Raw genomic sequence first — 23,044 nt, 5'->3', positions numbered from 1 at the left:
AAACAGGTAGCGAAAGCTGCCTGTTCATGTAAGGTGAAATTGTGAAAAAGAATAAAGGTATTATTCTCGCTGGCGGCTCAGGAACGCGTCTTTACCCGGTAACAATGGCAGTCAGTAAGCAACTGCTTCCGGTTTATGATAAGCCGATGATTTATTATCCACTCAGCACGCTGATGCTTGCAGGAATTAACGATATCCTGATTATCAGCACACCGCAGGACACGCCGCGATTCGAAGGCCTACTAGGTGATGGCTCTCAGTGGGGCATCTCAATTCAGTACAAAGTGCAACCGAGTCCGGATGGCCTGGCTCAGGCGTTCATCATTGGTGAAGAGTTCATCGGTGATGATTCAGTCGCACTTATCCTCGGCGATAATATTTTCTACGGGCATGACCTCTACAAGCAGCTTGAAGCTGCGTCATTGAAGGATGATGGCGCTACCGTCTTTGCTTATCACGTTACCGATCCTGAGCGTTATGGTGTTGTAGAATTTGATAAGGAGGGTAAAGCTATTTCGCTGGTGGAAAAACCTGAGAACCCTCGCAGTAATTATGCCGTTACTGGGCTCTATTTTTACGACAACAGTGTTGTGGAAATGGCGAAAAACCTGCAGCCTTCACCTCGTGGTGAACTCGAGATTACGGACATTAACCGTATCTACATGGAGCAAGGCAAACTTTCTGTATCAATTATGGGCCGCGGTCATGCCTGGCTTGATACCGGTACGCATCAGAGTCTGATGGAAGCGAACAACTTTATTCAGACTATAGAATCAAGACAGGGCCTGAAAGTAGCTTGTCCGGAAGAAATTGCCTTCAGAATGGGCTTTATTGATAAAGCGCAATTACAGGAACTTGCTAAGCCGTATCTAAAAAACGAATATGGCAAATATTTGATGGCGCTGGTGGAAGGGCGTTTATAATGAAGATTATCGATACTAAAATTGTTGATGTAAAAATTATTGAGCCTAAGGTCTTTGGTGATGAACGTGGGTTTTTCCTGGAAACGTTCCAGAGTGAAAAATATAAGCGCGCACTCAACATTGAAGGTGAATTTGTACAGGATAATCATTCGCGCTCCGCAAAAAATGTGTTAAGAGGTTTGCATTTCCAGCGTAATAATCCTCAGGGCAAGCTGGTTCGTGTTGTAAGAGGTGAAGTATTTGATGTCGCGGTTGACATCAGGCCTGAGTCACCGACATTTAAACAGTGGGTTGGCGTCTATCTTTCGGAAGAAAATAAGACGCAATTCTGGGTTCCGCCCGGCTTAGCACATGGCTTCGTCGTTATTTCAGATTATGCAGATTTCGAATATAAATGTACCAACTATTATGATCCTTCAAGTGAAGGTTGTCTGTCGTGGAATGACCCTGAGTTAGGTATTGACTGGCCAGTGTCAGACCCTATTCTGTCTGAAAAAGATAAAGCCGGATTACTGCTGTCCGAGCTGAAGTGATTATTTTTATTCTTTAATGTGAAGGGTGAGTTAAATAAAAATTTCACCCTTAACTTGTTTTAAGGTGTGGTGTTCCTGAAGTCTTAACACAGACTATATTAATGAAGATTGATAAGAAAATTCAGTTTACGCCAGACTTTTGATGAATATGAATGGTTGCCTTTCAACAGCGTTAAAACATCGAGCATCGTGTGTTTGATAAACCTTATTGTCGGAACTGTATCAGTTGAGAGTCAAAAATAGTTCGTGATAGCAGGAAAAACTCCAGCTCAAGCTTTTAAGAGATTACTAATGAATCCGCATAGTTCGAGATCTACCTCACTCTTTTCTCTGATTCGTCAGACATGGGCAAATCGAAATCTCATTTTTCAAATGACTAAACGAGAGGTTGTTGGTCGTTATCGCGGTTCAACAATGGGCATTTTGTGGTCTTTTATTAACCCTATTTTTATGCTCATGGTCTACACCTTCGTTTTTTCAGTCGTTTTTAAAGCCCGGTGGGGAACCGCTGGAGCAATGAATGAATCCAAGACTGATTTTGCTGTAATCCTGTTTGTCGGTCTGATTATACATGGTCTTTTTGCTGAAACGCTCAGTCGTGCCCCCTCCCTGATAATTGGCAACGTAAACTATGTAAAAAAAGTGGTATTTCCTTTAGAGATATTGCCAATTGTGAGTTTTATGAGTGTGCTCTTTCATAGCTTTATCAGCATGCTCGTTTTAATTATTGCTTTTTTCATATTCAATGGTTACATCCATTGGACTCTCGTTTTTATACCCATTGTTATTTTGCCATTGGCATTGTTGACTTTAGGGCTAACCTGGTTTTTATCATCATTAGGTGTCTATCTTCGAGATGTAGGTCAGACAATTACCATAATTATGACCGTAATGATGTTCTTATCCCCGGTATTCTATCCGATATCTTCACTTCCCGAAAAGTTGCGCCCACTGATAATGCTCAATCCGTTAACGTTCATCATTGAGCAGGCCAGAGCTGTACTTATATGGGGCAAGTTACCTGATTTTTCTGGTATTGGAATCTACACACTTATCTCACTATTGATAATGTGGCTGTGTTACGCCTGGTTCCAAAAAACGCGAAAAGGTTTTGCCGATGTCCTTTAATGAAAATGCAATTGTAATAGATGGCGTAAGTAAATGTTTTCAGGTGTATGAAAATCCAGTACGAAGATTAAAACAGTTTATTGTGCCAAAAGTAGACCGGGTGGTAGGTCGTGAAAGCCGGACTTATCATGAAGATTTTTGGGCTTTAAAGGATGTTTCTTTTGTTTTACCAAAGGGTGAAACAATGGGAATAGTCGGAAGGAATGGTTCGGGAAAATCTACGTTGCTTCAGATTATCGCCGGAACATTAACGCCTACATCTGGTAATGTCACCGTTAACGGGCGTGTAGCCGCACTGCTGGAACTGGGCGCAGGATTTAACAGTGACTTCAGCGGACTTGAGAACGTTTACCTCAATGCGTCCCTGATGGGATTGACCCGTGAGGAAACTGAATCAAGACTTGATGACATTCTTTCGTTTGCTGACATTGGTCACTTCATCCATTCTCCCGTCCGCTCATATTCAAGCGGCATGCTCGTCCGACTGGCTTTTGCTGTTCAGGCTCAGATTGAACCGGAAGTGTTGATCGTTGACGAAGCCCTTGCTGTGGGGGATGCAAAGTTTCAGGCTAAATGTTTTGCCCGGTTGAAAAAGCTCAAACAAAATGGCACCTCAATTCTCTTTGTTTCCCATGCCACAGAGCAGATCGTGACGCATTGCGACCGGGCGTTACTTCTGGATGGTGGTGTAGTACAGGAATGTGGTGCACCTCGTGAAGTCATAAACCGCTATCTGGATATTTTATTCGGGAAAAAACGCGAAAACGACAGCACGCGAGCTGATGTGGATAAGCAAATTGCGCTGGCGGCTAAAGGTGAAGAGGAACGGCTGGAGCGGGAAACTGATCTTGAAAAAACGGAAGAGGGTAAAACTGAAATCCAGCTCAGGCTGAACAGCGTCTTTGATGAGCGGCCCCATTACAATCCCTCAGAATACAGATGGGGAGATAAGGCGGCAGAAATTTGGGACTATCATTTTGAACAGGATGGACAGGCGTTCCCGGGTATCTTTGAACCCAAAATGCCCATTAACTTTCTTTTTAAAGTCATTTGTCATGACTATATTTTCAGACCTATTTTCGGTTTTGCGATCAAAACTAAAGAAGGTGTGACCATTTACAACACGAACAGTGAGTGGCAGGCGGTATCGATCGTTGAAGAGGCGAAGCCTGATCAATCCTTCATCGTATCGGTAACGTTGCCAAATCTTCTTTTTGAAGGCGACTATTTTGTTTCTGTGGGTATCGCAAGTAGTAACACCCAAGGCGAAATAATCCCCCATGACCGTCGCTATGACTCAATTCATTTGCCTGTAGGACCTGTGGGTACTTTTACTGGTTTGGCCGATCTAAACGCGAGAATAAAACTTGAAAATGGCTAATTTAGAACAAATTTTATCAGATGCTGGTTTTCAGAAAAATGAAAAGACGGCGCTGTGGTCGCCCTCAGATATGAAGGATTTTGCGTATAGCGACGGCGAAGAGACTGAAAACTACATCTACAAAACAATCAGTGAAGTATCAGACGTCAGCGTTGAATCAGAAGAATTAGAACCATTCATCGTAGACTGGCCCTCAACCTATCACCTTAGTCCCGTACGTTCGAACCTGTTACGTCCATTCCAGGAGTGGATGAAGGGCAAAAGAATATTAGAAATCGGCTGTGGATGTGGCGCAATCAGCCGGTTTCTGGGTGAGAATGCTGCAGAGGTTGTCTCTGTGGAAGGGAGTTTCCGTCGCGCAACGATTGCCCGCTCACGCTGCCGTGATCTTCCTAATGTAACTGTCATCTGCGCACCTTCCGATACGCTCCCGGATTTCGGAGATTTCGATGCGGTTTTACTGATTGGCGTCCTTGAATACGCACGTGTTTTCGTTGGTGAAAATGGTGAGCAGGAACTTTTACAGGCGTGTAAAAAGCGTTTGAAGAAGGATGGAAAATTATTTGTTGCCATTGAAAATAAACTGGGCATCAAGTATTTTTCGGGTGCTCGCGAAGACCATGTAAACTTACCGATGTATGGCATTAACAATAGTTACGACGAAAAAAGTGTTGTAACGTTTGGCCGCAAAGAGCTGTTAAATGAACTTAATAAGGCCGGTTTCCAGGATACCCTGGAATATATTCCTTTACCTGATTATAAGTTGCCGTGCACGGTGGTCACCCCTCTGGGCTGGCAGAAGCATTCCAAAGCGCTAAGTCAATTAGCTATGGAAAGTGCGCATAAAGAAAAGCAAATTGTACCACAGCATCTTTTCTCAATTGAGCAGGGCATTAAAAACATCTGGAACAATGAAATTGCTGCTGATCTCTCAAGTTCGTTTTTGATGGTCTCAAGCGCAGTTAAGCAGGATGTGATTCATGAAAACGTGGCTGCTATTTACTATTCAGATGAACGGAATGCGGACAAGAAAAAGAATGTTGAATTCATTCAGACAGAAGAAGGCTTGTCTGTATTTTCTGGATCCAGTCAGGATGACAATGCTAAGTCGGCGGATATGGAAAGATTCATTTATGGACAATCTCTCTGGACCGATCTTTTACGAATTATAAATCGTCCTCATTGGCGTATTGAAGAATTAGCAGCCTGGGCAAAAGGGTGGCTTGATCAGCTTCAACTCAAAGCGCAGGTGCCGTTAGAAACAGACAAAGATACCGTCCTACCTGGTTCTTATCTGGATGCCTTGCCCTTTAATGTAATCAGAAAAGACAATGGTGAATTTGTTTTCTTTGATCAGGAGTGGCATGCGACCGAAACAATTACGCTGGGTTATGTCGCATATCGCGGTATCTATCATTCCTTATTACGAGTGACATCTGCTGGTAATAGCAGAAACTGTAATAGTGACAACATCGCTGAGCTAACGACGGCTGTGCTGAATGCTATGGGCTTTTCATGCTCAAGTACTGAATCACTAAATTATCTGAAGCAAGAGTCAGTGTTTCTGGCAAAAATTCAACACAAGAATGCTGAAGATATTTATAGCACGCTTAAAGGTTTTTCTCTTTCAATCCGTGCTGAGTACTGGGCTGACCTGAACGATCTCAATTTATTAATTGGTCAAGAAAAAAATCTCAAAGATCAATACCTACTGCATATTGCAAATCTTGAGAAATCGCTAAAAAATGAAAGCGATCGTGCCATCAAGCTGCAGGATGAGTTAAAACAGATTCATGCACTTCATGAACATCAAAGCCATATTCTGAACAAATATCGTCATGATGTTGAAACAATTCTGAACTCTGCCAGCTGGAAAATTTCCGCCCCATTACGTGTTGCAGGCCGCCGGGTTCCATTAAAGATAAGACAACCGATAAAGAGAATATTTTTCAGGCTGTTTTATCTGGGCCAGAGAGTAAAAGTAAAATCAGGTAAGGTTATTGCGCAGGCGACAGCTAATCACAGTGGTTTGAAAAAACGCGTGAGAGATGTCTCGCGAAACGTCTATCTGCAGTTACCTGAGCGATATAAAGAAATAGCATTAAAGGTCGCTATGAAAGTGAGGCCTGCATGGTTCAGGCATCATCCTGCTTTTAACCAGGCTTTATATGAAAAGACTATTATCAATAATAGTAAGGGTAATCAGCCAGTTTTCCTTTCGCACAGTAATAATGGAATCTATTCATTTGCTGATCGCCCGGATGAGTACGTTTACATTCCGGCCAAAAAGCCGAATTACTTTGAAGATATTCTTAATGAGTTCGAGGTCAAGCCGCTTTTCTCTATAATTGTGCCTATCTACAACACGCCGCTGGACTTGCTGGCGTTGATGGTAAAGTCGGTAGAAGATCAATGGTATGACAATTGGGAATTAGTGCTGGCTAATGACTGTAGTCCTGATGAATATACCGCACCAGCTCTTGATGCTTTGAAAGATCCTCGAATTAAAGTTATTCATATGGAAAAAAACCAGGGGATTGCTGGCGCGACTAACGTTGCAATAGATAATGCAAGCGGTGATTACATTGTTTTCCTGGATCATGACGATGAGTTAACGCAGGATTGCCTGTTCGAATTTGTAAAATGCATCAATGAAGAGGATCCTGATTTTATTTATAGTGATGAGGATAAATTTACGCCGGAAGGCAACTATTCTCAGCCTCACTTTAAACCAGACTGGTCGCCAGACACTATGATGGGTACCATGTATACCTGCCATGCTGCCTGTGTTCGCCTGAGCACTGCCCGCCAGCTGGGAGGGTTACGGACAGAATTTAATGGTTGTCAGGATTGGGATTTCATTCTCCGATTAAGTGAAATTACTCAGAAAATTTCGCACATTCCGAAAATTCTTTATCATTGGCGTATCATCCCAGCCTCGGTCGCGTCTGATATCACCGCTAAGCCCTATGTTTTAGCCGCTTCCAAAGCGGTACGTGAAGATGCGCTGAAGCGACGTGGTATTGAGGGGGTTGTTGAAGAGCTGCCTGGCTATCATGGATATTTCCGCGTTAATTATGATCTGCGTCCGGAGACCTTAATATCGATCATCATTCCTACGCGGGATAATCATGACGTGCTCGCGCGCTGCATTGATTCAATCCGCAGTAAAACCAGTTGGAAGCATTATGAGATTATCGTTGTTGATAACGGATCTCAGAAGCCCGAAACGCTTGCGTATCTTGATCAGCTTAAGCCTGAACGCTCTGTCTCTGTCATAAGACACGACCAGCCTTTCAATTTTTCCGAGCTAAATAACATAGGCGTTGCTCATTCTAAAGGCAGCTTGTTACTTTTCCTCAACGATGACACTGAAGTCCTACAAGAAGACTGGCTGAACAGACTGGGAGGCTACGCTCAGCAGAAACATGTGGGTGCTGTTGGCGCTAAACTCGTCTATGCTGACAGGCAGACTATTCAGCATACCGGGGTTCTTAATCTCCAGACCGGCCCTGTACATGCCTATATCGGCCAGGATAAAAATCATCCAGGGTATTTTTTGCGCAATCAGATTGAATATAATTGGCTCGCTGTAACAGGAGCATGTCTGATGGTTGCGCGTGAAAAATATGATTCGATAAACGGTTTTGATGAATCATTCCCTATCGCTTATAACGATGTTGATATTTGTATGCGTCTGGTCGAAAACGGTTATTATAACGTTATGTGTCAGGCGGTTACGCTTATACATCATGAATCTGTTTCGCGTGGACTTGATCACATGGATGCTGAAAAAGTAAGACGTTTGCAAAATGAACTGAGTCGTCTGAACAGTAAACATCCGCAGTATTATCAGTATGATCCTTTCTACAATATCAACTTTGCTTTTAACGGACATAATTTCGAGATCATGAAATGATTAATTGCGATAACACTGTTAACCCTGCTTATACGAAAGAAGAGATGGATCTGATTTCACTTCGTCATTTAGCTAAAGACGCCAGAGTTATCTCTTTTGATTTTTTTGATACTCTTTTTATTCGCCCACTGGACGATCCTGAAGATGCATTTGACCTGTTAGCGAATAAGTTTTCTATTCCTGACTTCAGACAGTTGCGTCGCAAAGCACAGAAAAATGCGTTTGCACAGATGGTCAAAGAGGGCAGGAAAGAAATAACCCTGAAGAATATTTATAACAATTTTCAGGGTACCCGTGGCGATACCGCAAGCCTGATGGAAGCGGAATACAAGCTTGAACTGGCTCTGGTCGAGCCGAATCCCTTCTTTATAGACTTTTTTAACGATTTAATTTCATCGGGTAAAACCGTCGTCATCACCTCAGATATGTACCTTGAAGAGGATTTTTTCCGCGCGGCGTTGAAGAAGTATGATATGCCGGACATCCCGTTGTACATTTCTGCAAGTCGTAATGCGACAAAGCGTGATACGGGAGAGATATTTGATTATCTGCTTGCAGAATGCGAAGTGGAACCACATCAGGTATTGCATATCGGTGATAATGAAATGGCAGATTTCATTAAGCCACGTGAAAAAAGCATCAATGCATGGCACTACCAATCGCCTCATCTGGTAAACAAAGGAAAAAAACAGCCTCTTGCCTCTTCGCTGATCAACGGAATGATTCGAACCCTGCGGCCAGATAATGTAGCTACCGGTTCTTTTCAGCAGCTGGGATACGAATACCAGGCACCCGCGACCTGGGGCTTTCTTGAATGGATTCGAAAAGAATGTCTTACAGACAATGTTGATAAACTATTGTTTGTTTCCCGTGACGGTTATGCGCTGGAAAGACTGGCGTCGCGCTATTTTACGGAAAAGCTGCCTTCGTTCTCCTATTTCATGGGTTCCCGTATTGCTTTCAATCTGTCTCTGATGGATGAAGAGAACTTCAGCCAGAACCTTGCTTTCCTGATGTCAGGTTCAGATGGATTATCCCCAGGGGAATTACTTGAGCGTATTGGTGTAGAGCCACCAGCAGATAACGTAATGATCTCTGCGGGTATTGCGCCTGACCTTGTCATTGCGCCAGAAAATTACGAGATAGTCGAAAAGTTTCTTATCGCGCTCCGCGCTGAGATTCTTAAGGTATGTCAGCGTAACCGTCGGGGATTGTTCATCTATCTTCACTCTCTGGACATCAAAGAGGGCGACACTGTCGCTATGGTGGATGTGGGCTGGAGCGGAACGACGCAGGAAGCGTTTATCCATACTGTTAAGAAATTCATGAATATAAATGTGATTGGCTATTATTTTTGCATTGCCAATACCTTTGAAAGAAAGCGCCGTACACCACATCAAAAAATGAAAGCATTTATTGATAATGATACGACCAGCCCGAATTTAGTGGACAAGATTTACGAGAATCGCGTTGCAATAGAATTATTTTTCTCCGCACCTCACAATACCGTAGTCGGCTACAAACCGACTAAAAACGGCGTTTGTCCGGTAACTGATCCTGGCCGGAATAAATCGAAAGATCATAACCTGATTAATGCACAACTTACTGAGGGTGTGGATCGATTCTGTGATGATTTTCTGGCTATGTTAGAAAGACTACAGGTCAATCTTACCCCAATGCAGCTAGCTGAACCGCTCATCTCTTTGACGACAAAAGATGACTGGCGCAGAAATCATCTTTTCATGCAGATTGAAAATTTTGACTCATGGGGTAGCACACGTAATAAAGTTGTTAAGTTTCAGGACTACTTCAAGAACAATCCCCAATGTTAACGATAAGAAATAAGGGACACGTTGCTATTCTTATGGGTACCTATAATGGTGCCGCTTTCATAGAAAAGCAGCTGCATTCTATAAAAGATCAGGGCTGGAAAAACTGGTCTTTGTGGGTTTCTGATGATGGTTCTAAAGATGATACCCGATCTATTACTGAGCGGGTTTTTAAGGATGGAGAAAATAGCTGCACAATACTTACCGGTCCGCAAAAAGGGTTTTGCGAGAATTTTAAGTCTCTGATAGGCAATCCGGCAATAGAGGCAGGTTTTTATGCTTTTGCTGACCAGGATGACATATGGCATTCTGCGAAGCTTTTGCGTGCCGTTGAGTATCTGCAATCCTTGCCCAAAGAGGGCCCGGCAATTTATTGCACCAGAACACGGTTAATTGACGAGCATGATCAGAGTCTGGGTTTATCGCCTCTAAATACAAAAAGACCAGGTTTTCCTAACGCATTACTGCAGAATATTGCAAGCGGGAACACCATGGTGTTTAACGCGGCGGCGCGCCAGCTTTTCCTGAAGATTCTCGACTTGCCTGTGATCGCTCACGACTGGGCGCTTTATCTGATCGTAAGCGCCTGTGGTGGAAAGGTCTTTTTTGATCCTGAGCCATCAGTGTTTTACAGACAGCATAACGCTAATGCGATTGGCAGCGGAATGAAGCTGACACAGCGGGTCAATAATTTCATCGATGCTCATCAGGGACGCAATCGACACTGGAATGATGTAAATTTCCGCTTTCTGGCTCAGCTAAAAGCGGAAATGACGCCTGAAAACCGGGTTGTTTTTGATGCTTTTCGCCATATCCGGGACAGCACATTACTTGCGCGTATAAAATTATTCAAAGCTTCAGGTGTCTATCATCAAAATCGTCTGGGTCAGATGACGAATTTCTCTTACGCTCTATTTAACAAGTTCTAATTTTGGTAATCTTGTGAAAATAATCGCATCACTTGTACTATATCGTCATGCTTATGAGGATATTTCACGCACGCTGGATTCATTGCTGGCTGAGAAAAGTATTGATAAGGTTTGTATAGTTGACAATGGTGGTCATTGCAATTGGCTAAATGATTATTCTCATCCGAAAGTTTCAGTTTTATCTTTAGCGAATAACAACGGATTTGGCGCTGGTCATAATAAAGCCTTTCAGGAATATAAGAATCAGTGTGAATACATTTTAATTTGTAATCCTGATATCAGCTTTGGCTGCGGAGAAGTTGATGCTCTTTATCGCTTTACCAAAGAAAATAACCTTTCACTGACCATTCCTAAAGTGATTTACCCTGATGGAACTCTTCAGCATAGCTGTAAGCTATTGCCAACGCCTTTTCAGCTATTTATGAGACGCTTTTTCTCACGCTATATGAAAATTTCTAATGGTGAATATGAGCTTCATCATGCTGATTATAGCCGTCCATTTTATGCTCCGTCACTTTCTGGCTGCTTCATGCTTATCAGCCAGCAGGCGCTAAATCACACACTTGGCTTTGACGAACGCTTTTTCCTCTATATGGAAGATGTGGACTTATCCAGGCGCGTCTCAGCTTCCGGACTGGGCATCCAGTATTGTCCTGAATCAACTGTTGTTCATGAATCGCAACGACGCTCATATCAGGATTTTAAATTCCTTTTTTACCACATTGTTTCCGCTGTCCGTTATTTCAACAAATGGGGATGGTTTAAAGATCGCGAGAGAGAGAATTTTAACACTAAATGCCTTTCTCAGTTTAACTGTAAGAATTCGTAATAAGATAGTTTTTAGGTTTTACTTATTGTCGCCTCTTTTATTGTTTAGCAGTGCTTTCCATAAGCATACCATTGGTGTTACGGATAACATTCTTTATAAAAATGTTGTATGGTAATCGCTAAGTTAAAATTGTCTGAATTCATAAGTGGGATAGAGCTGAACGGCTCTGTATATATCGATCAGGAGTAAAATATGTCCAAGCAACAGATCGGCGTTGTAGGTATGGCAGTGATGGGCCGCAACCTGGCTCTTAACATTGAGAGCCGCGGTTACACTGTTTCTATCTTTAACCGTTCACGCGAAAAGACTGATGAAGTCATCGCCGAGAACCAGGGCAAGAAACTTGCTCCTTTTTACACCGTTGAAGAGTTTGTCGAATCGCTGGAAAAACCTCGTCGCATCCTGCTGATGGTTCAGGCGGGTGAAGCGACCGATAAGACTATCGCCTCCCTGACTCCACATCTGGATAAAGGCGATATCCTGATCGACGGCGGTAACACCTTCTACAAAGATACTATCCGTCGTAACAAAGAGCTTTCTGACCAGGGCTTCAACTTCATCGGTACCGGTGTTTCCGGTGGTGAAGAGGGCGCACTGAAAGGCCCATCTATCATGCCTGGCGGTCAGAAAGAAGCCTACGAGCTGGTTGCACCGATTCTGGATAAAATTGCTGCACGTGCAGAAGATGGCGAAGCCTGTGTGGCTTACATCGGTCCGGACGGCGCGGGCCACTACGTGAAGATGGTTCACAACGGCATCGAGTATGGCGATATGCAGCTGATCGCAGAAGCCTATGCTCTGCTGAAAGGCGCGCTGGGTCTGAACAACGAAGAGCTGGCTGAGACCTTCACTGAGTGGAACAACGGCGAGCTGAGCAGCTACCTGATCGACATCACCAAAGATATCTTCACCAAGAAAGATGAAGAAGGTAAATACCTGGTTGATGTGATTCTGGATGAAGCAGCGAACAAAGGCACCGGTAAATGGACCAGCCAGAGTTCACTGGATCTCGGCGAACCTCTGTCACTGATCACTGAGTCTGTGTTCGCTCGTTACCTCTCCTCGCTGAAAACCCAGCGTGTGGCAGCCTCTAAAGTACTGAGCGGTCCACAGGCGAAGGCCTTCACCGGTGACAAAGCGGAGTTCATTGAGAAAGTTCGTCGCGCTCTGTATCTGGGTAAAATCGTTTCTTATGCTCAGGGCTTCTCACAGCTGCGTGCCGCGTCAGAAGAGAACAACTGGGATCTGCATTACGGTGAAATCGCGAAGATCTTCCGCGCTGGCTGCATTATCCGTGCCCAGTTCCTGCAGAAGATTACTGATGCATACGCAGAAGATGCAGGCATCGCTAACCTGTTGCTGGCACCGTACTTCAAAGATATCGCCGATCAGTATCAGCAGGCGCTGCGTGATGTGGTTTCCTACGCGATTCAGAACGGTATCCCGACGCCAACCTTCTCTGCGGCGATCGCTTACTACGACAGCTACCGTTCAGAAGTGCTGCCTGCTAACCTGATTCAGGCGCAGCGTGACTACTTCGGCGCGCATACCTACAAGCGCATTGATAAAGACGGTGTGTTCCACACCGAGTGGTTAGATTAATCACTAAAAAGGGCTTCCTTCGGGAAGCCCTTTTTTTACCCTACCAGCAAATCCCCGCTCCGAATCTGTCGCTCACCTGCCAGCCTCACCACCAGCATGCCTGCCGTCGCAAATTTAGCCCAGTGTCTCGCATAGAGAATACCGCCATGTTCCGCCACCAGCGGAGTGATCTGGTCGGTTATCGGATCAACAATCTCTGCCAGCACTTCTCCCGGCCGAATCTTTGCGCCCAGCGGTTTACGATGCAGGATCAGACCGGAGACCGGTGAGTGAATGTATTCACAGCCCGCTAACGGCGTGGGTGGATTTTTCAGGGCAGGGGAGGCCGCCGCCGATCCTTCGCTGTGACGCTCTTTGATTACACCAGCTTCTCCAGGTGCTTCAGCGATATCTGGCACGTTTAAACCAATCGGCCCGTCATTGATTGCCACGATATCGTCACCGCCCGCGCTCGCCGGGACCAGCTCATCGCCGCCAATTACGGGTGCCGCCACCTCCACGGAAATCGCAGGCTCGCTGTAGCCGATATAACCCCCTTCCTGTAGCGCCGAAATAATCGCCTCCGCATCTTTCTCCGCCTGTTCAGGCGAAACATCACGTACACCGCGCAACTCCAGCGTCACCGGCAGCAATCCGCGTGGCATTGGGTAATCTTTGCCAAACCGTTCCGCCAGCGTCAGCCAGGGTTCGCAACAGGCTTCATCAAACGGCTCACCGCCAGAGATCTGCGCCAGCAGCTGCACCTCACTGCCTAACCAGCGCGCCAGCGGCTCAATGTCCGGCCAGGCGTGCGGCGTGGTATAGAGGTGCGGCACGGCTTCCCAGTCACAGTGCAGGTCAATCATCAGATCGGCCTGACTGGCCATCCGCATCAGTGTATGGCGTTGCGCATCCAGCTCGGTTTTTGGCACGGTATCGCGATAGTGACGATCAATCGCCTCGCGGATCAGGCTCCGGTTCTGCGATTCACTTTGAGTCAGACTGTCAGCCAGCCCGGCCGCAAGGGTAATGCCCAGTGACGGGAAACGGCGGTTGAAGTCCTGGCCGGAGAGCGTATGGAATCGGCCCAGATGGGTGCCATGCCAGTGCTGTCCCAGCGCCAGCGGATTAGCAACCGGCACCAGGGTAAAAGCGGCTTTAAGTTGACCGGCGGACTCCAGCGCCTGTAGTCGCTGCTTTAAAAACCACGCCACTGCCATACCGGGCAGTTCGTCGCCATGCAGCGCAGCCTGGATATAGACCTGACGCTCGTTGTCTTCCGCGAAATGGAAACTGATGATTTCACGCTGGGTGCCTAAAGAGGCGCTTAACAGTGGATGATGTTGTTGATGCATACCGTGTTAATGTCCTTTAATCGGCAAAGGACGACAGCGCGCCGTCCTGAAAAAGTTAAAGTATAGTGCCGGATCGCGTTGAGGACGAAAAAGGGCGACCGCGAGGTTAAGGCTGGATAGAGATATCCGTAGCAAAATAGCGCTTCTGAATCTGGTCAAACGTACCGTTCTTTTTGATTTCGACGAAGGCGTTATCCAGTGCGGTTTTCAGCTCGGTATCACCTTTACGCAGGCCAATCGCCGTGCCGGGGCCGATGATCGGATCCTGAATAATCGGGCCGGCCAGTTCAAAATCTTTGCCCTGCGGATGCTTCAGGAAGCCGATGGCAGCCTGTGCCGCATCGGTGAATACCGCATCCAGTCGGCCTGAAACCAGATCGCTTTCAACCTGTGCCTGATCGCCATAAGGCACCACGGTCACACCGTGAGGCTGCCATTTCGCCAGCGCATAGCGCTCCTGAACCGTTCCCTGTTCTACGCCGACCGTTTTTCCTTTCAGGGATTCAGCGGTGGGCAATATGCCAGCACCTTTACGGGCAATCAGCTGAGTGTGGGTGTCATAGAGCGGCGCGGTGAAATCAATCTGCTTCAGGCGCTCTTCGGTAATGCCCATGTCGGAGAGAATGGCATCAAATTTACGCGCTTTAAGGGCCGGGATCATGCCGTCAAACTGGCTTTCGACCCAGACACATTTTGCCTGCATCTGAGTACAGAGCGCATTGCCCAGATCAATATCAAAGCCGACCAGCTTGCCCTGTGGCGTTTTCGATTCGAAGGGCGGATAGGTCGGATCGACCGCGAAACGCACCTGTTCGATTTTTGCCTGCGCGCCAAAAGCGCAGCCTGCCATAACCGCCACAGCCAGCGTCTGACGCAGGCGTTGAGTGAAAATGTTCATGATTTTGCTCTTATTCTGTCGTGATGAGTGATTATGCAGAGTATCGCCGGGCTGCCGGGATGGCAATTACTGCGTAATCTTCACCACGTCAGCCGCGCATAACGCGCGATAATCTTCGGTATTCAGGATCACTGAGCGTTCCAGCAGACCGGCGTTAAAGGCGATCTCCGGATAACGTTCAAACAGCGCGGGGTCAACAACCAGTCTGAGGTCGGGATGAAAGCTGAACGGTGGAATCGCCCCGAATACGCAGCCGGTCAGCAGATCGGTTTCCGTCGGACTGGCGAGTGAGGCGCGTCTTCCTCCGACTGCTGCCGCGACTCTGCCCAGATCGGCCTGATGATCGGCAGGTAAAACCGCCAGCACATGCTGTTTAACGCCGTTGCCTTTCACATGACAGACCAGCGCTTTAGCACCTTGGCCGATTTCGGTGCCGCGTATCGCCGCGACGGCTTCACATTTACCGGTCGCCTCATGCTCCATCAGGCGATAGCGTGCCTGGTGCTGGTCGAGCAGGGCGATTAATTTCTCATGGGTGGTCACGGTTCTCTCCTGAGGTGAGTTGCCGTCATTGTGTCGGATGGACGTGAGGAATGAGCAGAAGACTGCTCAGAATCCGCATAAAAACAAAATTCTGAGCAGCATATTGCACAGTTACTTATGGCGGTCGCGCAGGTTGTTGATCACGGCGCGGAAGTCGAGATCCTGATCCTGCAACAGCACCATCAGGTGATAGACCAGGTCAGAAGCTTCGTTGGTGAGTTCATCCCGATCGTTGACCGTGGCGGCCAGTGCGGTTTCAACGCCTTCTTCACCCACTTTCTGCGCGATGCGTTTGGTGCCGCTGGCGTAGAGTCGTGCAGTGTAGGAGCTTTCAGGATCGGCGGTTTTACGCGAGGCCAGCAGCTGCTCAAGCTGATAGAGGAACGTCCACTCAGGGACCGCCGGTGAGAAGCAGCTGGTGGTGCCCAGATGGCAGGTCGGGCCAATAGGATCGGCCAGCACTAACAGGGTGTCATTGTCGCAGTCAGGCGTGATGCTCACCACCTGCAAAAAGTTGCCGGAGGTTTCGCCTTTGGTCCACAAACGGTTTTTGGTGCGGGAGAAAAAGGTGACCTTGCCTTCTGCCAGCGTTTTTTCCAGCGCGGCCGGGTTCATGTAGCCATGCATCAGTACTTCGCCTGAGACGAAGTGCTGGACAATGACCGGCATCATGCCCTGTGTTTTATCCCAGTCGAGAAGAGCCTGTTGTTGTTCAGTTAGCACGCGCGAATCTCCACTCCGTTGTCGATCAGAAAGCTCTTCAGCTCACCAATATTAATAATCTGCTTATGGAATACCGAGGCGGCTAAAGCACCATCCACGTTAGCTTCGGTAAACGCATCCAGGAAGTGCTGCATGGTGCCTGCACCGCCAGAGGCGATAAGGGGGACCTTGCAGACTTCACGCATTTTCTTCAGCTGCACCAGGTCATAGCCGTTACGCACGCCATCCTGATTCATCATATTCAGCACGATCTCGCCTGCGCCCAGCTTCTGCACTTCCTGCACCCACTCCAGCGTTTCCCACTGTGTCACGCGGGTGCGCGCTTCGTCGCCGGTATACTGATTCACCTGATATTTACCGCTGGCTTCATCAAACCAGGTATCGATCCCGACCACAATACACTGCACGCCAAAACGATCTGCGAGGCGGGTAATGAGCGTGGGGTCGGCCAGCGCCGGCGAGTTAATCGAAATCTTATCTGCGCCAAACTCCAGAATGCGCGCTGCGTCTTCCGGGGTTTTAATGCCGCCCGCGACGCAGAACGGGATATCGATCACTTCCGCAACCCGCGACACCCAGCTTTTGTCGACGACCCGGCCATCGGATGAGGCGGTGATGTCATAGAACACCAGCTCGTCGGCACCTTCGGCGGCATAGCGCTGCGCCAGCGGCACGATGTCGCCGATGATTTCGTGATTACGAAACTGTACGCCTTTGACCACCTGGCCGTCACGTACGTCCAGGCAGGGTATTATCCGTTTTGCCAGCATGCGATCGCCTCCGAAACAGTGAATTTATCTTCCAGCAGCGCACGTCCGACAATCACGCCCTGAACGCCGCTGCCGCGCAGGGCGGCGATATCATTGAGGTCGCCAATGCCACCCGAAGACTGAAAAGCAATCGTCGGGAAGCGCGCCGTCGCTTCCTGATAGAGCGCAACATTGGAGCCGCTCAGGGTGCCGTCGCGGGAAATGTCGGTGCACAGTACGTGCTTCAGACCCACCTGCTGAAAGTCGGTAATCACCTCTTCCAGCGTGACGCCCGCCGCTTCCTGCCAGCCACTGATTGCCACTTCTTTGCGGTTACTGGCATCAATGCGCACATCTAACGCAAGCACAATCGCCTCTGCGCCAAACTCCGCAAACCACCGTTTTACCTCTTCAGGCTGTTTCACGGCGGTGGAACCGACCACCACACGACTCGCTCCGGCTTCAAGCAGCGCATGCACATCGTCACGGCTGCGAATGCCGCCACCGACCTGCACCGTCACATCAACGCCATCCAGCAGGGTTTTCAGCAGCGCGATCTGGCGTTTCGCCGGATCTTTCGCGCCGGTTAAATCCACCAGATGCAGCACGGTCGCGCCCTGGCGAACGTAATCCTGCAGACGCGGCAGCGGATCGCTGCCGTAATCACGTTGCTGTCCATAATCGCCCTGATGCAGACGAACCACTTTGCCGTCAATTAAATCTAACGCGGGGATAATCATTACATCTCCAGGAAGTTTTTCAGCAGCTGCGCGCCCGCTTTGCCCGAGCGTTCCGGGTGGAACTGGACGCCAAAGAAGTTATCTTTCTGCACCGCGGCGGTGAAAGCTTCACCGTAGTGACACTGTGCGATGGTGCTGGCGTTGACCGGCATGGCATAGCTGTGAACGAAGTAGAAATAGCAGCCTTCGTCGATGCCACGGAACAGATGATTGCCCGCCTGCGCGGTAATCTGATTCCAGCCCATGTGCGGCAGCGGCAGGCCGTGCGTGTCCATTAACGACACCGGCTCATCGATAATCCCCAGCGTCGGCACGCCGCCGTTTTCATCGCTGCCGCGACCCAGCAGCTGCATACCCAGGCAGATCCCCAGCACCGGCTGGGTACAGGCTTTGACCAGATCGATCAGGTCACGCTCTTCCAGCTGATTCATTGCCGCCTGCGCGGTGCCTACGCCGGGCAGAAACAGTTTATCGGCACGCAGCACCACATCGGGATCGCGGCTTACTTCCGGGGTGTAGCCCAGACGTTCAATCGCCCATTTCACCGACGACAGGTTGGCGCAACCGGTATCCATGATCACCACGTTCATCACAGCACTCCCTTCGAGCTTGGGAGCGTATTGCCCTCAACGCGGATCGCCTGACGCAGCGTACGGCCAAAGGCTTTAAACAGGCTCTCGACGCGGTGATGGTCATTCTTGCCTTTGGTTTTAAGGTGCAGGGTGCTCATCATGGCGTAGGAGAGCGAGCTGAAGAAGTGCTCGACCATCTCGGTGCTGAGGTCGCCCACGCGCTGATAGTTGAACTCCGCTTTGAACTCGATGTGCGGACGGCCGGAGATATCCAGCGCGCAGCGCGCCAGACATTCATCCATCGGCAGCACAAAGCCAAAACGGCCAATGCCACGCTTGTCGCCCAGTGCCTTCAGCAGCGCTTCGCCCAGTGCCAGACCGGTATCTTCCACCGTGTGGTGATCGTCAATATAGAGATCGCCTTTCACTTCGATGTTCATGCGGAACCCGCCGTGCACGGCGATCTGGTCCAGCATGTGGTCGAAGAAACCCACGCCGGTATTAATCTTGCTGCCGCCTTCGCGATCCAGCCACAGTTCTACCCGCACCTGTGTCTCTTTGGTGTTGCGCTGCACCAGCGCATGGCGGTCACGCTGGGTCAGACGCTGCTGGATGGTCTGCCAGTTCTGGCCGTCAGCACCGTAGCGGATAGGCTGGATGCCCATGTTCTCCGCCAGCTGGACGTCGGTCAGGCGATCGCCAATCACGTAGCTGTTGGCGGTATCCAGCGCGCCTTCGGCCAGCCAGGCTTCCACCATTCGGGTTTTTGGCTTGCGACAGTCGCAGTGATCGTCCGGCATGTGCGGGCAGATCAGCACATCGTCAAACGCAATACCCTGCGAGGTCAGGATCTGCATCATCAGATTGTGCGGGCCATCGAAATCGGCCTGCGGGAAACCCGGGGTGCCAAGACCATCCTGGTTGGTGATCATGACCAGGCGATAACCGGCGGCCTGCAGCGCCAGCAGCGCCGGAATAACATCTGGCTCAAACGCCAGCTTATCCATGCGGTCCACCTGATAATCTTCAGGCGGCTCAGAGATTAACGTACCGTCGCGGTCAATAAAAAGGGTCTTCTGGCTCATGCTTGCTCCACAGAAAAGGCTTTCAGCGCGGCGATCACTCGTTCGCACTCTTCACGCGTGCCGATGGAGATGCGCAGGCATCCCGACAGGCCCGGATTTTTGTTCTGATCACGCAGGATAATGCCCTGATCCCATAAGGTTTTGAAGACTTTTGGTGAATCGGTAAAGCGCGCCAGCATATAGTTGGTTTCACTGGAGAAAACCTGCTCAACGCAGGCCAGCTGAGCCAGTTCAGCCTGCAGCCAGCTACGGTTCTCATTCAGCTGTGCCACATGCTCACGCATCAGCGCAATCCCCTGGTCGCTCAGCGCCTGCCCGGCGACATCGGCCACCGGTGTCGCCAGCGGGTAGGGCGCGATCACCTTCATCAGCAGGTCGATGACCGGCTTATTCGCCAGCGCAAAGCCGCAACGCAGGCCAGCCAGCGCAAAAGCTTTAGAAAGCGTACGCAGGATCACCAGATGCGGATAATCCTTCAGCCAGCCGGTCAGGGTCGCCTGCGGGCAGAACTCAATATAGGCTTCATCTGCGACTACCAGCGCTTTACCGGCGGTCATCGCCAGCAGCTGACGGATGTCGTCCTGATTGATCAGGTTGCCGGTCGGGTTGTTCGGGCTGCAGAGGTAAACCACTTTGACGCCATCCAGCTGCTCTGCAATGGCAGGCAGGTTCAGCTGCCAGTCGCTCAGCGCAGGAACGGTACGGTATTCAATGCCGATGGTTTCGGCACTGACGCTGTACATGCCATAGGTAGGTGGACAGAACAGAATCGCATCCTGACCCGGCTCACAGAAGGCGCGCATGATCAGCTCGATGGCTTCATCCGCGCCACGGCTCACCAGCACCTGCTCCGGCGTTAAGCCCGCATAAGCAGCGTAGCGCTCAATCACCACTTTAGGCTGACACTCCGGATAGCGGTTCAGCGTCTGCTGCGACAGCTCAAACGGCACCGGCAGCGGAAATTCGTTGGCATTGAGCCAGACATCTCCGTTGCCACCCAGACGACGCGCCGACATATAGGGCGTCAGGGCGCGCACATTGGCGCGCGCCAGTTGCTCAATATCCTGACTCATGCTTGCTCCTTCAGTGCGGCAACGCGCAGGGTGACGGCATTCTTGTGGGCATCCAGCTGCTCGGCGGCGGCCAGGGTTTCAATGGTGGAGGCCAGGTTCAGGAAGCCCTGCGGCGTCAGCTCCTGCACCGTCATGCGTTTCTGGAAATCGGCCAGGCCCAGGCTGGAACAGGTCGAGGTGTAACCGTAGGTCGGTAACACGTGATTGGTGCCAGAGGCGTAATCGCCCGCGGACTCCGGCGACCAGTCACCTAAAAATACCGAACCGGCGCTGGTGATCGACTCCACCAGATCGCGCGGTTGACGCGTTTGCAGAATCAGGTGCTCCGGGCCGTAGAGATTAGAGATCGCGACGCACTGCTCAAGGTCACGCGCCACAATCAGGCGGCTGCTTTCCAGCGCCTGACGCGCCGTGGCAGCCCGCGGCAACTGCGCCAGCTGCTGCTCAACCGCGACCGCGACCGCCTCGGCCAGCTTTAATGAAGGCGTCAGCAGAATCACCTGCGAGTCAGGACCATGCTCTGCCTGTGAGAGCAAATCAGACGCGACAAACGCGGGCGTGGCGCCCTCATCCGCAATCACCAGCACTTCAGAAGGACCCGCTGGCATATCAATCGCCGCGCCATCGAGTCGCTGACTTACCTGACGTTTCGCTTCTGTCACCCAGGCGTTGCCCGGGCCAAAAATCTTATCCACGCGCGGCACGGTTTCGGTGCCGAAGGCCATCGCGGCGATGGCCTGCGCGCCGCCCACCTGGAACACCTCTTCTACGCCGCACAGCTGGGCGGCATACAGGATCTCATCGGCAATCGGCGGCGGCGAACAGAGCACCACGCGGCCACAGCCAGCGATACGGGCCGGGGTCGCCAGCATCAGCACGGTGGAGAAGAGCGGGGCGGAACCACCAGGAATATAGAGTCCGACCGATTTTACCGGACGGGTAATCTGCTGGCAGCGTACGCCTGGCTGGGTTTCCACATCCACCGGCGGCAGGATCTGCGCGTTGTGGAAGGTTTCGATATTGCCCACCGCGACAGCCATCGCCTGCTTCAGCTCGTCACTCAGACGTAAGCTGGCTTCTTCGATTTGCTGCGCGGTAACACGCAGGTTATCCACCTGCGCTTTGTCGAAGCGGGCGCTGAATTCGCGCAGGGCGTCATCACCATTCAGCTTTACCTGCTCCAGCACATCGCGCACCGTCAGCGTCACGTTTTCAGAGGCGGCGATAGCAGGACGTAACAGCAGCGCCTGCTGCTGTTCGGGGGTGCACTGCTGCCACTCAATCGGGGTAGAAAAGGCCATGGCTTACTCCATCATCTTCTCAATAGGCAGCACCAGAATCGAACTGGCACCCAGCGCTTTCAGTTTTTCCATGGTTTCCCAGAACAGGGTTTCGCTGCTGACCATGTGCATCGCCACGCGGCTGACATCGCCTGCCAGCGGCAGCACGGTCGGGCGCTCTGCGCCAGGCAGCAGGCTGATCACTTCTTCCAGGCGCTCACTTGGCGCGTGCAGCATGATGTACTTCGATTCACGCGCTTTAATCACACCCTGAATACGGGTCATCATCTTGTCGATCAGCTCCTGCTTCGCGGCAGGCATCTCGCCGTCACGCTGGATCAGCACCGCTTTTGAACGATAGATTACTTCAACTTCGCGCAGGCCATTGGCTTCCAGCGTAGCACCGGTAGAGACCAGATCGCAGATGGCGTCAGCCAGACCGGCGCGGGTCGCCACTTCTACGGAACCGTTCAGTAAACAGGTTTTAAAGCTGACGCCTTTTTTGTCGAGGTATTGTTTTAACAGGTGCGGATAGGAGGTGGCGATACGGGATTTATCCAGGCATTCCGGGCCGGTGTACTCGGCATCTGTCGCCATCGCCAGTGACAGACGGCAACCGCCGAAATCGAGGCGGCGCAGCGTAAAGTAGCGCGGATCTTCACCCTGGGCACGGCGCGACAGCAGCTCCTCTTCCAGCACGTTCTCGCCGATGATGCCTAAATCGACCACACCATCCATCACCAGGCCAGGAATATCGTCATCGCGCACGCGCAGGATGTCGATCGGCATGTTCTCCGCAAACGCAATCAGGCGCTGTTGCTGAAGGTTGATTTTAACGCCGCAGCGCGCCAGCAGTTCGCGTGAATCATCACTTAAACGGCCAGATTTCTGCATAGCTATGCGTAAACGGGTGTTATCTAACATGGTTCCTGTCCTCTTAATTCGGTCCTGAATGTGTGGTTACGTCAGCCCAT

Annotated in this window: 20 protein-coding genes and 1 other annotated feature (1 of these 21 only partly in view); of the genes, 9 read left to right on the top strand and 11 right to left on the bottom strand. The window is 49.9% G+C overall.

What is annotated here, in order from left to right; translation table 11 throughout:
- Window positions 1-41 precede the first annotated feature (41 nt).
- The 9 genes from rfbA to gndA all read left to right on the top strand — a co-directional run bounded on the left by rfbA (window position 42) and on the right by gndA (window position 13,073).
- Complete coding sequence (gene rfbA, locus FOV68_RS04430; protein WP_010670973.1) at window positions 42-923, top strand: glucose-1-phosphate thymidylyltransferase RfbA; 882 nt, start codon at window positions 42-44, stop codon at window positions 921-923.
- Window positions 923-1,456 (top strand): dTDP-4-dehydrorhamnose 3,5-epimerase, encoded by a 534-nt coding sequence (rfbC, locus tag FOV68_RS04425; RefSeq protein WP_143990392.1) that lies wholly within the window; start codon window positions 923-925, stop codon window positions 1,454-1,456. Before rfbA ends, rfbC begins: the two co-directional genes overlap by 1 nt.
- A gap of 291 nt (window positions 1,457-1,747) precedes the next feature.
- Window positions 1,748-2,584: an ABC transporter permease gene (locus tag FOV68_RS04420; RefSeq protein ID WP_061901277.1), complete on the top strand. Its 837-nt coding sequence runs from the start codon at window positions 1,748-1,750 to the stop codon at window positions 2,582-2,584.
- The gene (locus tag FOV68_RS04415; RefSeq protein ID WP_061901278.1) at window positions 2,574-3,965 is read left to right on the top strand and encodes an ABC transporter ATP-binding protein; all 1,392 of its coding nucleotides are present in this window, start codon (window positions 2,574-2,576) and stop codon (window positions 3,963-3,965) included. Before FOV68_RS04420 ends, FOV68_RS04415 begins: the two co-directional genes overlap by 11 nt.
- Entirely contained in the window at window positions 3,958-7,884 is a 3,927-nt protein-coding gene (locus FOV68_RS04410) for a glycosyltransferase (protein ID WP_222104187.1), read from the top strand. Before FOV68_RS04415 ends, FOV68_RS04410 begins: the two co-directional genes overlap by 8 nt.
- Window positions 7,881-9,716: a haloacid dehalogenase gene (locus tag FOV68_RS04405; RefSeq protein ID WP_143990391.1), complete on the top strand. Its 1,836-nt coding sequence runs from the start codon at window positions 7,881-7,883 to the stop codon at window positions 9,714-9,716. Before FOV68_RS04410 ends, FOV68_RS04405 begins: the two co-directional genes overlap by 4 nt.
- A 32-nt stretch (window positions 9,717-9,748) precedes the next feature.
- Window positions 9,749-10,642 (top strand): glycosyltransferase family 2 protein, encoded by an 894-nt coding sequence (locus FOV68_RS04400; RefSeq protein WP_255473614.1) that lies wholly within the window; start codon window positions 9,749-9,751, stop codon window positions 10,640-10,642.
- A 13-nt stretch (window positions 10,643-10,655) separates the two neighbouring features.
- Window positions 10,656-11,471 carry a glycosyltransferase gene (locus FOV68_RS04395; protein WP_143990389.1) on the top strand — a complete coding sequence of 272 codons (816 nt, stop codon included), beginning with the start codon at window positions 10,656-10,658 and terminating at the stop codon, window positions 11,469-11,471.
- Between the two features lie 192 nt (window positions 11,472-11,663).
- A complete protein-coding gene (gndA, locus tag FOV68_RS04390; protein ID WP_010248093.1) occupies window positions 11,664-13,073 on the top strand; it encodes an NADP-dependent phosphogluconate dehydrogenase in 1,410 nt (469 codons plus the stop codon).
- Between the two features lie 35 nt (window positions 13,074-13,108).
- On the opposite strand, the gene FOV68_RS04385 is transcribed toward gndA, so the two are convergent.
- The 11 genes from FOV68_RS04385 to hisG form a co-directional block, all read right to left on the bottom strand.
- Window positions 13,109-14,407: a succinylglutamate desuccinylase/aspartoacylase family protein gene (locus tag FOV68_RS04385; RefSeq protein WP_143990388.1), complete on the bottom strand. Its 1,299-nt coding sequence runs from the start codon at window positions 14,405-14,407 to the stop codon at window positions 13,109-13,111.
- Between the two features lie 106 nt (window positions 14,408-14,513).
- Entirely contained in the window at window positions 14,514-15,305 is a 792-nt protein-coding gene (locus tag FOV68_RS04380; RefSeq protein ID WP_115758976.1) for an ABC transporter substrate-binding protein, read from the bottom strand.
- Window positions 15,306-15,371: 66 nt separating this feature from the next.
- Window positions 15,372-15,848 carry a YbaK/prolyl-tRNA synthetase associated domain-containing protein gene (locus FOV68_RS04375; protein WP_143990387.1) on the bottom strand — a complete coding sequence of 159 codons (477 nt, stop codon included), beginning with the start codon at window positions 15,846-15,848 and terminating at the stop codon, window positions 15,372-15,374.
- A gap of 111 nt (window positions 15,849-15,959) precedes the next feature.
- On the bottom strand, window positions 15,960-16,571 hold the full coding sequence (gene hisIE / locus FOV68_RS04370; protein ID WP_031591333.1) for a bifunctional phosphoribosyl-AMP cyclohydrolase/phosphoribosyl-ATP diphosphatase HisIE: 612 nt from the start codon (window positions 16,569-16,571) through the stop codon (window positions 15,960-15,962).
- A complete protein-coding gene (hisF, locus tag FOV68_RS04365) occupies window positions 16,565-17,341 on the bottom strand; it encodes an imidazole glycerol phosphate synthase subunit HisF (protein WP_010248068.1) in 777 nt (258 codons plus the stop codon). Before hisF ends, hisIE begins: the two co-directional genes overlap by 7 nt.
- On the bottom strand, window positions 17,323-18,060 hold the full coding sequence (gene hisA / locus FOV68_RS04360; protein ID WP_143990386.1) for a 1-(5-phosphoribosyl)-5-[(5-phosphoribosylamino)methylideneamino]imidazole-4-carboxamide isomerase: 738 nt from the start codon (window positions 18,058-18,060) through the stop codon (window positions 17,323-17,325). Before hisA ends, hisF begins: the two co-directional genes overlap by 19 nt.
- Entirely contained in the window at window positions 18,060-18,650 is a 591-nt protein-coding gene (hisH, locus tag FOV68_RS04355; RefSeq protein ID WP_008926061.1) for an imidazole glycerol phosphate synthase subunit HisH, read from the bottom strand. Before hisH ends, hisA begins: the two co-directional genes overlap by 1 nt.
- Window positions 18,650-19,717 (bottom strand): bifunctional histidinol-phosphatase/imidazoleglycerol-phosphate dehydratase HisB, encoded by a 1,068-nt coding sequence (hisB, locus tag FOV68_RS04350; RefSeq protein ID WP_010670960.1) that lies wholly within the window; start codon window positions 19,715-19,717, stop codon window positions 18,650-18,652. Before hisB ends, hisH begins: the two co-directional genes overlap by 1 nt.
- Window positions 19,714-20,790, bottom strand: coding sequence for a histidinol-phosphate transaminase (gene hisC / locus FOV68_RS04345; protein WP_143990385.1), 1,077 nt, complete (start codon window positions 20,788-20,790; stop codon window positions 19,714-19,716). The genes hisB and hisC overlap by 4 nt, the downstream gene beginning before the upstream one ends.
- On the bottom strand, window positions 20,787-22,091 hold the full coding sequence (hisD, locus tag FOV68_RS04340; protein WP_143990384.1) for a histidinol dehydrogenase: 1,305 nt from the start codon (window positions 22,089-22,091) through the stop codon (window positions 20,787-20,789). The genes hisC and hisD overlap by 4 nt, the downstream gene beginning before the upstream one ends.
- Window positions 22,092-22,094: 3 nt before the next feature.
- Entirely contained in the window at window positions 22,095-22,994 is a 900-nt protein-coding gene (gene hisG, locus FOV68_RS04335) for an ATP phosphoribosyltransferase (protein WP_004571317.1), read from the bottom strand.
- Between the two features lie 48 nt (window positions 22,995-23,042).
- Window positions 23,043-23,044 (bottom strand) — a sequence feature (His leader region) (it continues 119 nt past the right edge of the window).

The sequence above is a fragment of the Pantoea sp. paga genome (genome assembly GCF_007558755.1).
In the GTDB taxonomy this organism is placed as follows: domain Bacteria; phylum Pseudomonadota; class Gammaproteobacteria; order Enterobacterales; family Enterobacteriaceae; genus Pantoea; species Pantoea agglomerans.
This window is presented reverse-complemented; position numbering and strand designations above follow the sequence as displayed.

Excerpts from the sequence above, each read along its gene's own strand:
- FOV68_RS04405 (WP_143990391.1), top strand. The coding sequence starts at position 7,881 with ATGATTAATTGCGATAACACTGTTAACCCTGCTTATACGAAAGAAGAG.
- gndA (WP_010248093.1), top strand. The coding sequence starts at position 11,664 with ATGTCCAAGCAACAGATCGGCGTTGTAGGTATGGCAGTGATGGGCCGC.
- FOV68_RS04400 (WP_255473614.1), top strand. The coding sequence starts at position 9,749 with ATGGGTACCTATAATGGTGCCGCTTTCATAGAAAAGCAGCTGCATTCT.
- hisC (WP_143990385.1), bottom strand. The coding sequence starts at position 20,790 with ATGAGTCAGGATATTGAGCAACTGGCGCGCGCCAATGTGCGCGCCCTG.
- FOV68_RS04380 (WP_115758976.1), bottom strand. The coding sequence starts at position 15,305 with ATGAACATTTTCACTCAACGCCTGCGTCAGACGCTGGCTGTGGCGGTT.
- hisA (WP_143990386.1), bottom strand. The coding sequence starts at position 18,060 with ATGATTATCCCCGCGTTAGATTTAATTGACGGCAAAGTGGTTCGTCTG.
- FOV68_RS04420 (WP_061901277.1), top strand. The coding sequence starts at position 1,748 with ATGAATCCGCATAGTTCGAGATCTACCTCACTCTTTTCTCTGATTCGT.
- FOV68_RS04415 (WP_061901278.1), top strand. The coding sequence starts at position 2,574 with ATGTCCTTTAATGAAAATGCAATTGTAATAGATGGCGTAAGTAAATGT.
- hisD (WP_143990384.1), bottom strand. The coding sequence starts at position 22,091 with ATGGCCTTTTCTACCCCGATTGAGTGGCAGCAGTGCACCCCCGAACAG.
- hisH (WP_008926061.1), bottom strand. The coding sequence starts at position 18,650 with ATGAACGTGGTGATCATGGATACCGGTTGCGCCAACCTGTCGTCGGTG.
- hisG (WP_004571317.1), bottom strand. The coding sequence starts at position 22,994 with ATGTTAGATAACACCCGTTTACGCATAGCTATGCAGAAATCTGGCCGT.
- FOV68_RS04385 (WP_143990388.1), bottom strand. The coding sequence starts at position 14,407 with ATGCATCAACAACATCATCCACTGTTAAGCGCCTCTTTAGGCACCCAG.
- hisB (WP_010670960.1), bottom strand. The coding sequence starts at position 19,717 with ATGAGCCAGAAGACCCTTTTTATTGACCGCGACGGTACGTTAATCTCT.
- hisF (WP_010248068.1), bottom strand. The coding sequence starts at position 17,341 with ATGCTGGCAAAACGGATAATACCCTGCCTGGACGTACGTGACGGCCAG.
- rfbC (WP_143990392.1), top strand. The coding sequence starts at position 923 with ATGAAGATTATCGATACTAAAATTGTTGATGTAAAAATTATTGAGCCT.
- FOV68_RS04410 (WP_222104187.1), top strand. The coding sequence starts at position 3,958 with ATGGCTAATTTAGAACAAATTTTATCAGATGCTGGTTTTCAGAAAAAT.